Here is a 15,828-nt window from a genome sequence, read left to right on the forward strand (position 1 = left end):
GTTCCTGTGGGCGGCGGGTGTGTTGGTGGATGCTGCCTGGCCGGGCGCCGCTGGTGGGGGCGTCCGGCCGGGTGGCGTGTAGTGGTGGTTCAGAGTTGTGGGATCAGGTTGTGGCTGTCGTGTGCCATGGCGAGCAGGTGGTCCGGTGCCAGGTCGGTGGCGATGGCTTCGTCGATCAGGGTGCTGAGGCGGTGTGTCGGGTGGGCGTTGAGGGCGTGTGCGGTGGCGGCGGTGGCCAGGTCGAGGTCGTGGTGGAGGTAGGCGAAGGCGGCCAGCAGGGCGGCTGGTTCGGCTCGTTCGGGGGCGGGGGTGGCGGCGGTGAGCTGTGTCCAGAGGGTTTGGGCGGCGTGGGCGTGCTCGCCGGTGGCGAAGGACAGGCAGGCGTCGCGCACCATCGGGTCGGTCAGGGCCACGGCGAGGGCGGCGACCTCGGTGTCGGTCAGCGCGGTGGTGGGATCGGCGGCGCGCAGGACGTGTTCGTGGATCAGGTCGAAGCGGCTGCGGCGTCGGCCGGGTGTGCCGGGCCCGGTGGGGTGGTCGTCGGGGAAGATGCGGGTGCTCAGGTGGTCGATCAGCGTGGCGCGTCGGGTGAGGACGTTCTCGGGGTGCGGTAGCAGGGCTGTCGGGGTGGAGGGGAACCGGGCGGTTCGGGTGGCGACCCAGGTCCGGGTGTCGTCGCAGAGGTAGACCCAGTCGGCGTGGCGGGAGTCCCGCCACGGCCACGGCCAGCCGTCGGCGGGCAGGTAACACCGGCCGATGTCCTGCTCGGCCCAGGCGTGCAGCAGGTCGGTGACGGCGGAGGCGAAGGCGTGCGGGGTGGCGGCGGCCAGCAGCTGCCTGCCGGTGGCGGTCTCGCGCAGGGAGTCCGGGTCGGTCGCGCCGTGCAGGGTGCCCAGCCACTGCCGGTCGACGTCGTGCACGTCGTAGAAGTCGGCGAAGCCGGCAGCGATGGTGGCGTCGTCGTGGGTGCCGGTGGTCGTGCCGTCGGGACGGGTCGTGGTGTGCATGGGTGTGTCCTCCTGGATGGGTGGTGGCGTGCTGCGAGTGGTCAGCTGCGGTCTGGGGAATGGGCGCAGTCGGGTCGGTGACCGGTCGTGTCGGGCAGTTCCCGGGCGGACCGGGTGTGGGGCTCGGGGTCGAAGTGGTCGCCGAGGTCGGCCAGGGTGGCGACAGGGACGACGGGGACCTCGGCGGCGCAGTGGGGACAGGTGTCGAGCAACAGCCAGGCCTGGCCGGGGGTGCTGTGGTCGGGGATGAACCGCCACGCGCGCCTGCCGGTGGGGTCGGTGATGGTGATCAGGTCGCCGGGGACGTCTCCGGTGCGGGTGGGGTAGGTGCGGTGGGGATCGTCGGTGACCAGCACGTGCTCGACGGGCACGTGCAGGGCGGTGGCGATGGTGCGGGCGACGCGGGCGCGGCGTGTCCACCGGTCCCACGCCTGCGGGCTGTCGTGGCGGTGGCGGAATCCGTCGGGGTCGGCGGCGCGGTGGGCGCGCACGGCGCGTGCCGCGCGGTGGGCGAGCACGGAGGAGGTGGAGGTCATCGCGACCATCCGAGGGCGTCGGCGGCGCAGGCGGGCAGGTGACCGACCTGTTCGCCGGTGCCGAGCTGCATCATGGGCGGGTCGGTGGGTGGGGTGCCGTCGCCTTCGGTGTCCTCGGGGGTGCACATCACCCGGGCGAGGAGGTGTTCCAGGGGGTAGTCGGGTTGGGTGGCGATGCGCGGGGGTGTGGTCGGGTCGTGGGCGGACAGGGCGGCGATCGCCTCGCCCACGGTCGCGAATGCGGTGGTGTCGTTCATCGTGATCACCTTTCGTGGTGGTGGTCGGGTGTGATGGTGGGGCGCCGGTCCGGGGCGGGGGTCCGCCCCGACCGGCGGGGTCAGCGGGTGGTGCGCAGGGCGGTGGTGGCGGCGTGTCCGATGGCTCGGGCGGTGGTGGTGGGGTCGGTGAGTCGGTGCACGGTCGCCCCGTCGAGTGGGGTGTCGGTGAGGTTGGTGGTCAGCCACAGCACCGCGCATCCGGTGGCGCGCAACCGGTCGAGTCGTTTCTGTCCGTCGCGGCGGGGTTGGTCGCGGTAGCGGCCGTCGGAGACGATCACCAGCAGTCGTGACGCGCCGGGGTGGGAGAGCCCTAGGGCGCCGTCGAGGGCGTCCAGGGCGGTGGGGATGTCCTCCCAGTTGTCGTCGGAGGCGAACTCGACGACCTCGGCGGGGCGTTGGCCGGGTCGGGTCAGCGGGCGGACGTGGTGACCGAAGATCACGCCGGCGGTGTCGGCGGGCACCCTGGTGTGGCGGGCGGCCTCGGCCAGCACCCACGCCGCCGAGGCCACATGGGTCCGCGCCCAGCCCATGGAGCCGGACACGTCGCAGGCCACCCCGACCCGCAGGGGCGGAACCGGCACGGGGCTGCGGGTGATGCGGGTGAACGGTTGCGCGGTCACCAGCGCCCCGGCGGCGCGTTGGGCTTCGGCGGCGCGCACCCCGCGCATCCGCACCCGCCCCGGCGGCACCTCCGAGGCGGCGCGCACCACCACCCGCTCCCTCACCCCGGCGGTGTCCAGCGCCCGCGCCAACACCCGCGCCGCCGACCGCTCGGCCGGGGTGGGCGGTCGGGTGCCCGTCGTGGCGGTGTGCCCGTCACGGGGACCGCCGACCCGGAACACCTGGTGTGCCGCCCGGTGGGCGACCTTGTCGGCGGCGGCCTCGCGCGCCTTCGCGGCAGCGGCCAGGGCGGCCGGGTCCTGCGGTGCCTTCTCCCCCGCCACCGCCGCCGCCACGTCGTCCAACACGGCGGCGATCGCACCCGCCAACGGCGACGGGCAGGACGTGCCCGACCCACCACCGGTACCGCCCGAAGGGTCGGGGGTGCCGGACGGGTCGGGTGCCGCGCCGGGGTCGGGGTCCCCGGTGTTCGGGTCGGTGCCCAGGATCTCGCACCACCTCCGCCCGAGGGCGAGCATGGTCTGGCCGTCGTCGTCGGCGGTGCCGATCGCCCGGGTCCACACCTTCCGCAACTCGATCAGGGTGTCCACGCCGAGCACGTCCTGCACCACCCGCGCGACCGGACCGACCTCCACCCTGCCCAACACGCCGGCGTCCGCGCGTCCCAGCAGCAGGGCGGCGGTGCGCGCGGCATCCGCGCGGGTCATCTGCGGGGCGGTGGCGGGGTCGGCGAACAGGTGCAGGTCGGCGGCGACGATCCCGCGCACGCACGCCCGCAGCCAGTGCCGGTCATCCGGGCGGCGCAGCAGGTGCGCGCCTTCCATGCGGGGTTCCTCCAGCAGCATGGCGGCGGCGACCACGCCGGGCGGGGCGTCGCGCGGGGGCTGCCACCGGGTGTGGCGGGCGTGCCCGCACTCGTGGGTCAGCGCACCCCACGCCGGGGCGTAGCGGGACCGGTCGGACAGGTTCGCCGGGTCCACCGTGGCGGGATCGACTCCGAGGTGGTCGCCGTCGAGTTCGATCAACGCGCGGGCGGGGTAGAAACACGCCGGCGCGCCCCCGCCCGCGCCGGGCGCGACGCTGACCACAAGATCGTCCCGGTCGGCGATCACCGGCACCTCCTCGGCCAGGGCAGCGGACAGCGCGAGCCACTCGGGACGGGCGGGGAACACGGCGGCACCGGTGGCATTCGGGTCGGCGGTGAAGTGGGCACTCATGATCGGAAGTCCTTTCGCGACGGTCGGTGGTGCGGTGCGGCGGGGAGCGGAGGTCGGGGACCGGTCAGGGTGTGGTGGTGACGCGGGCACCCAGGGCGAGGGGCTTGACGGTGCGGCCGAAGGCGTCGCGCACCACGGCGGCGACGGTGTCCCGGTCCTCCTCCGGTGCGATACCCACCAGGTTCGCGGCGGCGGCATCGACCCCGAGCACGGCGGCGATCTTCTTGAACGCCAACAACTCCCGCAGTTGCGGAGCCCACCCGACCTCGCCCCGTTCCTGCCGGGTCGCCAGGTTGCGCGCCACCCGCACCGCCTTGCGGTCCACGCCCAACCGGTCGGCCAGGTCGTAGTCCGACGACACCGCCACCTGCACCGAGAACCGCGAGGACAGGGCGTCGGTGAGCACCGCCCCGTGCACCCCGGGGTTGTGCCCGGCGACCACGTAGAACCCCGGCGCGGCGTCCACCACCTCGCCGCCGTTGGCCTTGATCACGATCTGCCGGCGTCCGTCCATCGCCGGGTAGACCACCGCGAGCACGGTCGGCGGGATGAGGGTGGCGTCGTCGACGAACAGCGGCACGCCCTCGCGCATGGCGCGCACCAGCGGACCGTGCACGAACACGAACTCCCCGTCCGGCGTCTTGGTGTAGTCGCCCACCAGATCGGCGACCACGGTGTCCCCGTCCCCCTGCACCGTCACGCACTCGGGGAACGCCGCCTCCACCACCGACGTCTTGCCCGTGCCCGGGGGTCCGTACAACAGCGCGGCGACCCCCGCCTCCCGCAACCGCCGCAACGCCGTCACATCCGGCAACGTCGTGCCCGCCAACAGGCGCGGGTGGTACTCGGTGCCGTTGGGGCGCGTCACCGGACCCGCCACCATCGCCGAACCAGTCAGCTTCGTCCCACCCGCCCCGGGCGGGACGGGGGCGCTCGCGGGCGTGGCGGGGGTCTTCCCCGCGCGCAGCGGACGGGACGGCGCGGGGGTGGCGGTGGGCGCGGCGACCGACGCCGTGGACGTGGTCGCCCCGTACATCAACGGCGCGGACGAGGTGACCTCCGCCTCGCCCCGCCGCGCCAACACCCGGCAGGCGTTGCCCACCGCCCCCGACGACCGGTTCAACACACGCGCGATGTCGCCCGGCGTGAGACCGATGCGCGCGTCGGCCAGCACCCGCGCGACCATCGCGCGCAACTCACCGCTGCGCAACCGGGGTGCCGACCCGCCCGGCGAGGTGGACGCGGTGGCGGGCGTTGCGGTGCCGGGGGATTTCGCGTTCATCGTTTTCCCGTTCCGTTCATTGGGCATGGCTCGCGCCGGGCTCGCCATTCGGTGTTATTTTCCGTTCCCTGCCTGCAATTAATTATGACTCTGCACCGTGGGTACGGGCAACCGCTTCGCAGCTCTTTTACCGCCCCGTTCGGGTGAATAATACGCCCGACTTTTCAGTCGGCCGTCGGCACCCGAAAGCACAATGCCGGGCAAACGCGCGCGATTCACACACAAAGACACGGCCGGCGACGCCGAAAGACGCCGGGAAGGGAAATCAAAAACAAAAAACATAGATTGATGCACGAGGAAGACGGAGGCGGAGGTCGATGTCGGACCGCCGGCACACGGAGAGAGGCGGACGCTGCACGCCTGCGGGACGGGGTGGCACCGCCCTGCCGCCCCGATGTGTGAACCGGCTTGCGGGCAAGCGAGTCTGGGATACCAGCGGATCCCCTTACAGGGCTCGCGACCGGCGTCTTCACGGCTCGCAGGGGGTGGCACTCTAAGCGGATCCCCAACCTGATCCCCAAGGTGATCCCCCATGTGCACCCCCAACGGAAGTCACCGTAGGCGCAAACGATCTCCACGTCGGCCGCACACGGCGACCACCCGGTGGAGGTGCCACGGGCAGAGCCGGCCGCCTCGGCTGCACACCGGGGAGGCACTGCGATCCTTCGTGAAAGCCTGCACGACGCGGATCCGGCAGCGGGTCTGCACGACGGGGCCCCGCAAGCACGCACGACTCGCGGCACCGAAGCGGAACTCTCTTCACGGCGAACTCGTATTCCATCTTTCAAAACCGGGAGCTAACACGACGTGCCGCACGGTAGCATTCGGATAGGAACCCTTCAAATGGAGCGGGAACGGATTTTTACCGTTCGGGCGAGCCGCATGAAACCTTTCTCTCGGGACATTGACGTGGTGTTGCCATCGGGCCTCGCCGGCCACCGCACCATCCCGGCGCGTCGCACCGGGTGGTTCTCGTGAGGGAAACACCGGTGGGACGCACGCGGCCCGGTTCGCTGCGGTGGTCATCCGGCCCTGCCGTGTTCGTGGTCGAGCCGGGGTTCGACGTCGCCGGTGTCGTCGTGGCGGCGGCGCAGCCGCTCGGCCAGCTCGACGGTCTGCGGTGTGGGTTGGTCGTCGATCTCGGTCAGTCGGGCGGTCAGCAGGGACAGGGTGCGTCGGATGGCGTCGAGTTGGCCGAGGCGTTCCTGCAGGCGCATGATGTCGCGGTAGATCAGCTCGTTGTGCGGGTCGAACGCCCGTGCCACCTCCAGCAGGTCCAGTGTCTGCTGCGGGTCGCGGTCGGCCAGGGTGCGGGCCAGGGCGGCCACGGCGTCGATGGCGTCGCGGCGGATCGACTCCCGGGCGGTTTCGATCCACTCGGTGCTCATCCCGTCGGCCAGTGGTCCGGTGTAGCTGTCGACGACGCGCCGGTAGGTCTCGATCCGTTGCCGTTCGGTGGTGGCGGTGCGGCGGGCGGCCACGGCGGCGGCGAAGGACCGGTAGTCCACCTCCACCAGCCCGGGGTCCAGGCGGTAGCGGCTTTCACCGACCTGCACGATGTCCGGCAGGGCGCCCTCGGTGGCGACGGTCAGGGCGCGGCGCAGGCGGCTGAGGCTGGTGTTCATCACGTTGGTGGTCTTCTCCGGTGGGCTGGTGGGCCACAGGGCGGCGATGAGGGCCTCGCGGCTGGCGCCGTCGGGGTGCAGGGCCAGGAACACCAGCAGCTCACGCTGGCGCGGCTGAAAAGCCGAGGTGATCTCGCGTTCAGCGGTCTCACCGTCGGCAGCCGCCGACCCGGCACGCCACCACACCCGCGGCGGTCCCAGGACGCTGATCCGTATCGGCACGACCGCGACCTCGCGCTCGGAGTTGACGGTGCCGTGTTGTCCGTCGCTGAAAGGAAAATCGGGGTCGGTAGGCGATAGGGCCTGTGCTTGGCGAGGTTCGGTGCGCGTGCGCGCGAGCTGGTCGGGGCGCGACGGGTAATCCTGCGGGGACGCGGGCGTGGGGCCGAGGATTTCCAGGTCGTGGTCGCCCCGTCCTGCGGCGTCGCTGGCGGCTGCGGGCAGCTCGAGCGCGGCATCGGCGAGCGCGTGTTCGCCGTGTCCGGTCCGGGCTTCCGCAGTCCGGAGGTCGGCTGGTGACTCGGCGGCGGGCTGGTTCGGCACGGGGTGAGGTCGAGGCGTGTGTGCCGGTGGAAGCGGGTTGTCGGTCGTGCGCTCGGGTTCGGTCGTGGTGTGTGGGGCGGCGTGGTGGAGCAGGGTCAGAAGGTCGGCGGTGTGGTCCTCGCCCAGGCGGAACACGCGTGTGCCGCGCAGCGGTTCGCCGGGGCCGGGGGTGGTGGTGGAGATGGTGCCGTCGTCGCGCACGTAGGCGGTGACCCCGGCAGTCCATTGCCCCAGCAGCAGTCCGGTCACGCCGACGGCTGATCCGTTGTCCAGTACCGCCTGCAGCCGTCGGTACTGCCGCGTGGGCGTGCGGGCCACCAGGACGACCGGCGCCCACGAGTGGCCAAGGGACCGGGGTTGGCCGACGCGCACCAGGGTCTCCGATTCCAGCACATCCAGGGCGGTGTCGAGGTCGTCGGTCACGTGCAGGCTCGCCGGAAGCGGTGCCCGCACCGGTCGCCGACCCAGCAGCACCGCGAGGTCCTCGACCGGAACGATCACCTTGGCCTCCCCTTGCCCGGCGGTCAGGGCGGCGACGAGCAGGGCGCGCACCGCGCCCGTGGCACCCGCACCGAGCAGACCCAGACCGCGCACGGCGGCCACATCCAGGGCGATCTCGCGGCCCTCAAGCACACCGACCGGCACGACCGGCGCCCGGTCGATGGGGGCGCTGTCCTCGTGGCCCAGCACAACCGACGGTCCCGGTGCCCGCCGCGGTCGCCGGCCTGGTCGGTCCAGGTCCGCCTCGTCGGCGTCGACGTCGGGGTCGTCCTGGTCGGCGCGCAGGTGTGCCAGCCGCAGCCGGTAGACCACGGGGGCGACGGGCAGGTCGCCGCGTTCGCCGCTGCCGGGCAGGTAGCGGCGCCGGTTGTGGCGACGCGCGGCGACCAGGGCGGCGCTGACCGCCGAGGCCAGGCCGAGGCCGACGAACAGCTCCTCGCCCCAGCCGAACCCCGGCCCGTCGGACGCGGTTGTGCTGGATGCCGGGGTACCCGGTAGCTGGGTGGGCCGGGGAGCCTGTGTGGTTGCAGAAGGCTGAGTGGTGGGACGCGGTGGTGTGGCGGGGCTGCCGGGAGGTGTCGCAGGAGCGGTCGGGGGTGCCGGCACGGGCCGTGGAGAGGATCGAACGGGAGGTGTCGCGGGCACGGTGGCGTCGTCGGGCAGGGCCATCTCTTCGCCGGGGAACACCAGGCTGGGCTGGGTGAAGGTGCCGCCGCCCGGTTGTGGTTTGCCTTTGTTGAGCTGGTAGATCTCCGGCCAGCGGTTGCCGTCGCCCAGCGTGCGTTCGGCCATGCGCCACAGCGAGTCGTACACGCCTGTCTCGGGGTCGTAGGCGAGTACCACGGCGGACTTCGCGCGGGCCGACTGCTCGGCGGCGACACCGGATGCCGTCCGGTGCGGCGTGGTGTAGACGGCCGGGCGAACCTGCACTGTCGATCGCTCGGGTGCCTGGCTCCAGGCCGGGGCTGTTGCGACGATCTCGGTGCCGCCGGGCCCGGCGGAAGGCAGGGGTGCGGCGGGGAGGTGGGCCCGCTGGCCGAGGAGGGAGACCAGGACCGCGCCGACGAGCGCGGCCGCGATCCGACGCACCGGTCCGGCCGCCGACAGCTCCGGCAGTCGCACGCCGCGAACGAGGCCGATCGCGCAGTGGGCGACGCCCAGGACGAACAAAGCCCACGCCGACCAGGCCAGGCAGGCGACGACGTCCAGCAGGAACGTCGCGGTCATCGGGTCGAGCAGCACACTCTGGACCTCCGCCCAGGAGGGCGGGTGGTCGGGCAGCGGCCAGCCGACGAACCGGGTCAGCGCCCACGGCGTTCCCACCAGCAGCGCCGCGAGGACGACGGCGGCGGTCACTGCGCGCACCAGCCCCGCGAACACCCCGAGCACTCGTTCGGCGCCGCGCCACGCCCGACCGCGCGCTCGGCACCGTCGAGGCGGTTGTCGGCGGGAAGGGTGCGGTGGTGCCGTCATGACGTGCTCGTTTCCTTAAGCAGAACAGGAACTCCACGCAGGACGTCGTGCGCGGATCCAGCCGAACCGACGGAAAGGCGGACCTGGTCAGTTCGCCTGCGCGACCAGTCGCCCGGGAGGGTCCAGCGGCCCGGCTGCGGCCGGACCCTGGTGTGGAGCAGATGCTTGGCCGGGCGTCGCCGATGTCGTCGATCCCGGACCGCGGCGCGTGGCGCTGTGGGTGCCGGAGGTGCTGGTGGCCTTTCGGCGCTTGCCGCGGCCGGTTTTGCGGCCGGCGAGCCAGGCGGTGAGGTCGGCGGGCTTGAGCTCGGTGAACTCGGCCAGCTCGTCGACGCCGATGACGTCCTGGGCCTCGGCGAGCACGTCACCGAGCTCGCGCTCGACGTCGTGGAGTTGGTCGAGGATGGCGGCGCGGCGCTGGGCGAGTTGGCCGACCTGCTGTGCGGCGGCGGCCCGCCGCGCGCTGCGGGCGACGTCGGTCTGCTCAACGCGTCGGCGGATTTCCTCGAGTGTCGCCATGGTGCTGCGCTCCTCGTCTCGGGTGCCTGTTCACGGTGACCAGGCGGGTGTGGTCAGGGCTCGATCGCGGTCACCCCGCGCTGCGGACGGGCACTGCCCCGGCCGTGAACCCGGATCGAGCCGATGCCGACCAGGCCGAGCAGCTGGGTGGGTTGGGTGGCGGTCACGGTGACCGTGACGGTGTCACCGGAGACGGTCACGGTGCCGGTGGCGCCCTCGGCGGCCAGGTACGCCAGGGCACCGGCGACCGCCTGCGCGGGCACCAGCCGCACGGTTCCGTCGCCGCGGTAGGCGACCAGGTCGACGGCCTGGGCTCCGGCGCGGGCGGCGGCCTCGGCCTGACCACCGGCCCGCACTTTCGCAGCCAGCGCGAGACCACCGTCGAGGGTGAGGCCAGCCAGGGCGAGGATGCCGGTGGTGAGCACCACGACGAACGCGGTCACCTGCCCCTCGTCGGCACGCCACCACTCGGCCCGCCTGCGCCACGTCGGCCCTCTGCCACGTTGGGCGTGGTGGCCTCTGCGGGTCATGCCTGGCTCCCGGTGGTTGCCGTGGAGCGCCACAGGTCGACTGGTTCGACCGCGCCGGCCGAGAGCGTCGTGCCGCCGGGTACGCCGAGGATGAGCGCGTCGCCGAAGTCCACCTGGCAGGACACGGTCACGCTGACCGTGCCGCCGGGCCGGAAACTCCTGGTGGACGTGGCCACAGACAGCGACGTGCACGCCACTCCGGCCTGCTCCAGCGCGCTGGCGGCGGTGGACTGAGCGGCGGCGATGGCGGCGGTCGGGGTGCGTTCGAGGCCGGCGGCGCGGGCTGCCTGGTGGGCGACGTCGTCGAGGCGGATGCGCGCGTCTACACCCCGGTGGATCACCACCCCGACGAACACCAGCAACATGACCAGGAACGGCGTGACGAGGGTGACTTCGGCGGCCACGGAGCCGTCATCGGTCCGCCACCACACCGGCCGTATCCACTGACCGGCCCGTCGGCGGCTGTGGCCCGATTCGGGCGGGCCGGGCGTCGTGGGTGATGCGGCCATCGGATCCTCACCCTCCTGCCAGGTCGGGGACGAAGCGCTCGACCGGTCCGACGGCCTCGGCGTGCACGGGCAGGTGCAACCACGGCACCACCGGGGTCGCGGTCCCGCTGATGCGCACCGACGCCGTAGCCGCCCCGCGGTCGGCGCTGACGACGGTGCCCCGCAGCGGGCCCTCGGCGAGCTGGTCGAGCAGCTGCCGCGCGCTCGCCGTTCCCGACGCCGAGGTCCCGTTCTGCGCCCTGGCCGCGGCCAGTCCTTGCGAGGCGGCGGCCTGGGCGATGTGGGTGGCATGCGACCACAGCGCGAACTGCACGATCGCCAGCAGCATCAGCAACAGCAGCGGGGTGGCGATCACCAACTCCGCGCCGACCGCTCCGCCGTCCCCGCACAGTGCCCGTCGAACACGACGGCCATGCCGTACTGGTCGCCCGTGAAGGCGATCCTCGGGTGCCATGGCCATCACATCGTGATCCCGTTGGCCTTCTCGGTGACCTTGGCGACTACGATCGCGATCACCGCCAGCGCGGCCACCACGAGAAGCGCGGTCACCAGGACGGCTTCCGTGGAGTACCCGGCATCGGGCAGTCTGCGCAGTTCCTGCCACCGGGCTCGCATCACTGTCCAGCACGCTTTCAGTTGCGACAACATTTCCGTTCCTCCTCGTCGTTGCTCCGTTCGCGGTGTCCGTACCGGGTCGTGCCTGCCCGTCGAGTTCTTGAGCGGTCTTGTAGGTCGGCAGCCCCGGAAGTCGGGTGATGTTGTGAGGGCTGCGGCCAACACCTCGGATGCAGGTGATCCGCGTACAGCGGCTCCCGCGTCTGACACGATCGCCTGATGGCAGAAGAAACCCGCTTGATGAGACGGATACGCCGGGACTTCCCGGAGCCGGGTTCCGCGAACGGAGTCCTCAACCTGCTCGCCGACGGCCCCTGGGACGAGAGGACCACCCCGGACGGCAAAGAACGCATACAGGCAGCGATCGTCCTGCTGGCCAACGGCGACCTCTCGCGACTGCGTGAAGCGTTGGCCCAGGCCAACTCGGACTGGCGCGACGTGCTCGTCAGCGCCGGTCTGGAGCACGGCGACTGGCGCGAACGACTCGATCAGGAACTGGGCCCAGCCGACACCTGAGCCACAGGCAGAGCAACGACGTCGCCTCAACACGGCAATCATCTCCTTCGGTTCCGGCAAGACTGCGCGGTCTGATCACCTGCTCTGACCGACGTTCACATCCCGTTGAGCACCCCGGCCAGGGCGGGGAAGGCGATAAAGACGAGGAACCCGAGGAACAACGCCATCACGGGCAAGGACATGCGCTCGGTCGCGGCCTGCGCCTCGCCCTCCGCATCGGTGATCTGATGTGTTCGCAAGGCCTGCGCCTTGGCGGCCAGCGAGGCTCGGACCTTGGCGCCCTCAGTGCCGGCCAGGCTGACCGAGGCGGCGAGCTCGGCCAACTCGGTGACGTCCAGCTCCTCCCCCAGCCGGCGCAGCGTGGCCCATGGGGTCGTGCGGGTCAGGCGGGCGGTGTCCAGGGCGCCGTGGATCTGCTCGAAGGCCCAGCCGCGGCCGATGGTCGCCGCGTCGCCCAGGGCGCTGTCCACCCCGGCTCCCCCGGCCAGGGTGATCCACACCAGGTCCAGGTAGGCCGACAGGGCGTGGCGGAACCCCACCCGCAGCCTGGCGGCCTGCGAGCGAGCTCGTAGATCGGGCAGGACGAACCCCATCGCGGCCAGCAGGAACCCGGAGGCGATCGGGAACTGCAAGCCCAACCCCGGACCTGTCACCGCGAGCACCACGGTCGGCAGGACCGGCAGCAGCAGGCCGGCTACGGCGAGGGTGGCCTTCTCCGCCAGGTAGGCCGTGGTCGAGCGGCCGACAACTGCCAGGTCGCGGGCCAGGCGTAGGCCGGGCAGGCCGAAGGCGCGCAGCAGGGCGACGGCGGGACGACCCAGCCGCGTCGCCCAGCCGCTGTCGTCGGTGGCCAGAATCGGCGCAGGCGCCGGTGGCGCGGTGGCGCGGGCCAGGACCGCGCCGAGGGCGGGACGGGGCGGGAACAGGTAGACCGCCAGGGCCCACAGGCCGATTCCGAATCCGATGCCCAGGGCGATGGAGGTGATCACGGCGTTTACCCCTGCCTTCCGGTGACCGCGAGCACCCGCCGGCCGCCGGTCGGGTCGTGCTCGGCGGTGGTGGACAGGAAGCGGTCAGGCTGGGTGACCCGGGCGATGCGGGCCAGCCAGGCGAAACCGGAGGCGAACAGCGCCCCGATGCCCAGCAGCACGATTTGCCCGGTCACGCTGTCGTAGGCGCTCATGTAGGCGCGGTTGAGCAGCACCACCGCGACCGCGAACGCGCACGTGGTGCCGACGATGACCCGCACCGAGGTCCGGATGCGGGCCCGTCCGGCTTCCACGCGCATCCGCATCGAGGCTTGGCCGCGGGCGGCATCGGCCAGCGAGCCGAGCAACTCGGCCAACCGGCGGGTCTGCTGCTCGGCCGCCAGCAGCAGCGCGGCGATGACCAGGTCACCGACCGGGTCGTCCAAGCGCTCGCCGAGCCTGCGCAGCGCGGGCACCAGGCGCCGGCCGTTCTCGATCCCGGCGGCCAGCTCGCCGACCTCCTCGCGGATCGCGGCAGGGGCCAGTGGAGCGGTGGCCAGAACGGCCTGCTCCAACCCGGCAGCGGCCGACAGCGTGTCGCGCAGCATCTCCGTCCACGAGGCGATGGCCTCGATGCGCGCCACCCGGCGGGCGTGCCCGGGATCGCGGCCCAGCACCCGCGGCAACGCCCAGACCGCGAGCCCGGCCAGCACCGCGCCGACCATCCAGCCGGTCAGCAGACCGGTCACCACCGCAGCGGCGACCGATAGCGCCAGGCGCAGCGTCCGGCGCCGGTCCACCACGCCCGCAGGGCGCGTGAGGGTCCGGCGGGACCGGTTCGGATCGGTGCCGCGCCAGCCTAGGACGACCAGCAGCAGTCCGATCCCGGCACCCACGCCGAGCAGCGCCGCAGTGGCCGTGGTGGAACTCCGGGTGAGGTTCGCCGCGATGATCATGACGTCCACCAGCCCTCGGGGTTCTCCAGCACACCGGGGTCGAAGCCGACCTCGACCAGGTCGTCGAGGGTGTCACCGCGCAGTGCCCCGGCCACGGGCCGGGCGCGCCGGTCGGGGCCGGGACGGTAGACCTCGTTGGAGACCACCTGCGGACCGTCGGCGCCCACGACCTCCCGGATCGAGGACACCACCCGGATTCTGCGGTCATCGGCGGCGCGGGCCAGGTGCACCACGAAGTGCACCGCGGAGGCGACCAACAGGTTCGTCGCCTCCAACGGCAGCCGCTCAGGCCCCTGGGCGGCATAGGAAGCCAGCCGTGTGAACGCGACGCGCGAGCTGGAGGCGTGCAGGGTGGCCATCGAGCCGTCGTTGCCCTGCGACATGGCATTGCACATCGGAACGACCTCCGGGCCCCGGATCTCACCGACGATCACCCGGTCCGGCGACATCCGCAGACCCCAGCGCACCAACTCGGCCTGGGAAACCGCACCCTCGCCCTCGACGTTGGGCTCGCGGGCCTGAAAGGCGGTCACGTCGGCGTGGATGTCCGGATCGTGGTCCAGCCCCAGCTCGAAGGCGTCCTCGACGGTGACGATCCGCTCCAGCGGATCCATCTCCGAGGCCAACGCCCGCAGCAACGTGGTCTTGCCCGCACCGGTACCACCGGTAATCAGCACATTCTTGCGCGCCCGCACCAACGCCCGCAGAAACGCCTCCAGACCCGGATCCACCGTGCCCCGGCGACGCAGCTCCGCCAGGGTGACGGTGAGGTAGCCGTGGCGACGGATCGACAACGCCGTCACCCCACCCGCGGTCAGCCCCAGCACCGCGAACAGCCGTTCACCACCGGGCAACTGCAGGTTGACCGCCGGAGAGCCCTGGTCGAACCGCCGCTCCTGACTACTCGCACGGGCGGCCAACAGCCGAACCAGATCGGTCAACTCCTCATTGGAACCCGCGACCGGCCCGACCCGGACGCGTCGGCCATCGCTGTACTGCACGAACACCCGGTCGAACCGGTTGACGTTGACGGTTTCCACGGCAGGGTCGTCCAGCAACGGCTGCAACCCCGCCATCCCGAACACCTCGTTGACCACCTCGGCCACCACCCGCTGCTCGACCTCCCGGGGCAGCAACCGGCGGCCCGATGCCAACTCCTGCTCGGCGTGCACCCGCAACGCCTCGTCAAGCAGGCCGCGCGCCAGCTCACGCCGGGCCTCGCGAGTGGCGGTTGTACCGGTGCGGTCCTGCTGATCGACCACCCGCCCCGGCAGCTCGGCGTTCAACCGCTCCCGCAGGTACTCGCGCAGCCTGGAGATGATCGCCGGCAAGTCCATCGCATGACCGTCGACATCCCGGTGCTGCAGCCCGTTCGGACAGGTCATGACACCCGACCTCCTCTCAGGGCGTCCGGCGCTGGACGGAGGCCGTACGGTGAGATCGCCGCAGGTGGGATGCCCGGGACCATGTCCAGGGCGGCGGCCGGGGTCGGCGGGCTGGCGGGATCCGTCCTATGTGGAACGAGGGCGAAAGTCTGTTGCCGGGTGGCCAGTTCGACGGCGACCTCGTGCGCGTACCGGCCCAATGCAGAGCGCGAGGGGTGGTGTCGTCTCCGGCGCGGTGCGGCTGGCCGGCCGCACAGCACAGCAGCGCCTTGCGGGTCGTGCGGCACCCGTCCCAGCGGGTTTACGCCCAGTTCGCGGGCGATCTCCGCCTCGCCATAGCCCTCACCGACCAGCAGCAGCACCGGGTGTGGGCTCCACCGGCCGACTGCGGGCAACCGCCGTGGCAGGTGCGCCAGGTCCTCGGCGTGAGCCTTCGACAGCAGCACCACGGTGTCGGACACCCGCACGGCCAGCAGCGCTGGCGAACCCGGGTCCACGCGCCCGCAGTCGACCACGACCACCGTGCCCGGTCGGTTGGCCATCGCACGCAGCACGCCGAGTCCTCCCGCCGGATCCGCTACGAGAGAGGACAACGCCGCGTGGACCTGCTCGGCGTCCGACGGTGCGACGACCACCGGGAGCCCGCCGGCGAGCCGCTGGACGTGCCGCCACACCAGGTCGGCTTCGCCGCCGCTCCGCACGGCGGCGGCGAAGCTGACCAAACCGGGTGTCGAGGCGAGGGAAAAC

At 72.4% G+C, this 15,828-nt stretch carries 17 protein-coding genes; 2 read left to right on the forward strand and 15 right to left on the reverse strand.

What is annotated here, in order from left to right:
* Positions 1 to 89: 89 nt before the first annotated feature.
* The 5 genes from ACFV4N_RS15460 to ACFV4N_RS15480 all read right to left on the reverse strand — a co-directional run bounded on the left by ACFV4N_RS15460 (position 90) and on the right by ACFV4N_RS15480 (position 4,527).
* Positions 90 to 1,007, reverse strand: a complete 918-nt coding sequence (locus tag ACFV4N_RS15460; protein ID WP_499673175.1) for a DUF4192 family protein — start codon at positions 1,005 to 1,007, stop codon at positions 90 to 92.
* A gap of 41 nt (positions 1,008 to 1,048) precedes the next feature.
* Positions 1,049 to 1,543 (reverse strand): hypothetical protein, encoded by a 495-nt coding sequence (locus ACFV4N_RS15465; protein WP_499673176.1) that lies wholly within the window; start codon positions 1,541 to 1,543, stop codon positions 1,049 to 1,051.
* Positions 1,540 to 1,800, reverse strand: a complete 261-nt coding sequence (locus ACFV4N_RS15470; protein WP_499673177.1) for a hypothetical protein — start codon at positions 1,798 to 1,800, stop codon at positions 1,540 to 1,542. The genes ACFV4N_RS15465 and ACFV4N_RS15470 overlap by 4 nt, the downstream gene beginning before the upstream one ends.
* An 80-nt stretch (positions 1,801 to 1,880) precedes the next feature.
* A complete protein-coding gene (locus ACFV4N_RS15475; RefSeq protein ID WP_499673178.1) occupies positions 1,881 to 3,659 on the reverse strand; it encodes a vWA domain-containing protein in 1,779 nt (592 codons plus the stop codon).
* Positions 3,660 to 3,723: 64 nt separating this feature from the next.
* The gene (locus tag ACFV4N_RS15480; protein ID WP_499673179.1) at positions 3,724 to 4,527 is read right to left on the reverse strand and encodes an AAA family ATPase; all 804 of its coding nucleotides are present in this window, start codon (positions 4,525 to 4,527) and stop codon (positions 3,724 to 3,726) included.
* Between the two features lie 73 nt (positions 4,528 to 4,600).
* Here ACFV4N_RS15480 and ACFV4N_RS15485 point away from each other — a divergent pair, with 73 nt between their 5' ends.
* Positions 4,601 to 5,023 (forward strand): hypothetical protein, encoded by a 423-nt coding sequence (locus ACFV4N_RS15485; protein ID WP_499673180.1) that lies wholly within the window; start codon positions 4,601 to 4,603, stop codon positions 5,021 to 5,023.
* Between the two features lie 940 nt (positions 5,024 to 5,963).
* Here ACFV4N_RS15485 and ACFV4N_RS15490 read toward each other — a convergent pair.
* The 6 genes from ACFV4N_RS15490 to ACFV4N_RS15515 form a co-directional block, all read right to left on the reverse strand.
* A complete protein-coding gene (locus tag ACFV4N_RS15490; RefSeq protein ID WP_499673181.1) occupies positions 5,964 to 8,975 on the reverse strand; it encodes a BTAD domain-containing putative transcriptional regulator in 3,012 nt (1,003 codons plus the stop codon).
* Between the two features lie 195 nt (positions 8,976 to 9,170).
* Positions 9,171 to 9,602: a hypothetical protein gene (locus ACFV4N_RS15495; RefSeq protein WP_499673182.1), complete on the reverse strand. Its 432-nt coding sequence runs from the start codon at positions 9,600 to 9,602 to the stop codon at positions 9,171 to 9,173.
* Positions 9,603 to 9,655: 53 nt separating this feature from the next.
* The gene (locus ACFV4N_RS15500) at positions 9,656 to 10,132 is read right to left on the reverse strand and encodes a pilus assembly protein TadG-related protein (RefSeq protein WP_499673183.1); all 477 of its coding nucleotides are present in this window, start codon (positions 10,130 to 10,132) and stop codon (positions 9,656 to 9,658) included.
* A complete protein-coding gene (locus ACFV4N_RS15505; RefSeq protein WP_499673184.1) occupies positions 10,129 to 10,536 on the reverse strand; it encodes a pilus assembly protein TadE in 408 nt (135 codons plus the stop codon). The genes ACFV4N_RS15500 and ACFV4N_RS15505 overlap by 4 nt, the downstream gene beginning before the upstream one ends.
* A gap of 112 nt (positions 10,537 to 10,648) precedes the next feature.
* The gene (locus tag ACFV4N_RS15510) at positions 10,649 to 10,996 is read right to left on the reverse strand and encodes a TadE/TadG family type IV pilus assembly protein (protein WP_499673185.1); all 348 of its coding nucleotides are present in this window, start codon (positions 10,994 to 10,996) and stop codon (positions 10,649 to 10,651) included.
* Between the two features lie 104 nt (positions 10,997 to 11,100).
* Positions 11,101 to 11,289, reverse strand: coding sequence for a hypothetical protein (locus ACFV4N_RS15515; protein WP_499673186.1), 189 nt, complete (start codon positions 11,287 to 11,289; stop codon positions 11,101 to 11,103).
* A 186-nt stretch (positions 11,290 to 11,475) separates the two neighbouring features.
* Here ACFV4N_RS15515 and ACFV4N_RS15520 point away from each other — a divergent pair, with 186 nt between their 5' ends.
* The gene (locus tag ACFV4N_RS15520) at positions 11,476 to 11,772 is read left to right on the forward strand and encodes a hypothetical protein (RefSeq protein ID WP_499673187.1); all 297 of its coding nucleotides are present in this window, start codon (positions 11,476 to 11,478) and stop codon (positions 11,770 to 11,772) included.
* Positions 11,773 to 11,867: 95 nt separating this feature from the next.
* Here ACFV4N_RS15520 and ACFV4N_RS15525 read toward each other — a convergent pair whose 3' ends face one another.
* From ACFV4N_RS15525 to ACFV4N_RS15540, 4 genes are all read right to left on the reverse strand, one after another.
* On the reverse strand, positions 11,868 to 12,761 hold the full coding sequence (locus ACFV4N_RS15525) for a type II secretion system F family protein (protein ID WP_499673188.1): 894 nt from the start codon (positions 12,759 to 12,761) through the stop codon (positions 11,868 to 11,870).
* Between the two features lie 5 nt (positions 12,762 to 12,766).
* Positions 12,767 to 13,696 (reverse strand): type II secretion system F family protein, encoded by a 930-nt coding sequence (locus ACFV4N_RS15530; protein ID WP_499673189.1) that lies wholly within the window; start codon positions 13,694 to 13,696, stop codon positions 12,767 to 12,769.
* Complete coding sequence (locus ACFV4N_RS15535) at positions 13,693 to 15,033, reverse strand: TadA family conjugal transfer-associated ATPase (RefSeq protein WP_499673191.1); 1,341 nt, start codon at positions 15,031 to 15,033, stop codon at positions 13,693 to 13,695. The genes ACFV4N_RS15530 and ACFV4N_RS15535 overlap by 4 nt, the downstream gene beginning before the upstream one ends.
* Positions 15,034 to 15,077: 44 nt before the next feature.
* A partial coding sequence (locus tag ACFV4N_RS15540) for a chromosome partitioning protein (protein WP_499673190.1) occupies positions 15,078 to 15,828 on the reverse strand: 751 nt, incomplete at its 5' end.

It is taken from the genome of Actinosynnema sp. NPDC059797 (assembly GCF_042732085.1).
Lineage (GTDB): Bacteria > Actinomycetota > Actinomycetes > Mycobacteriales > Pseudonocardiaceae > Actinosynnema.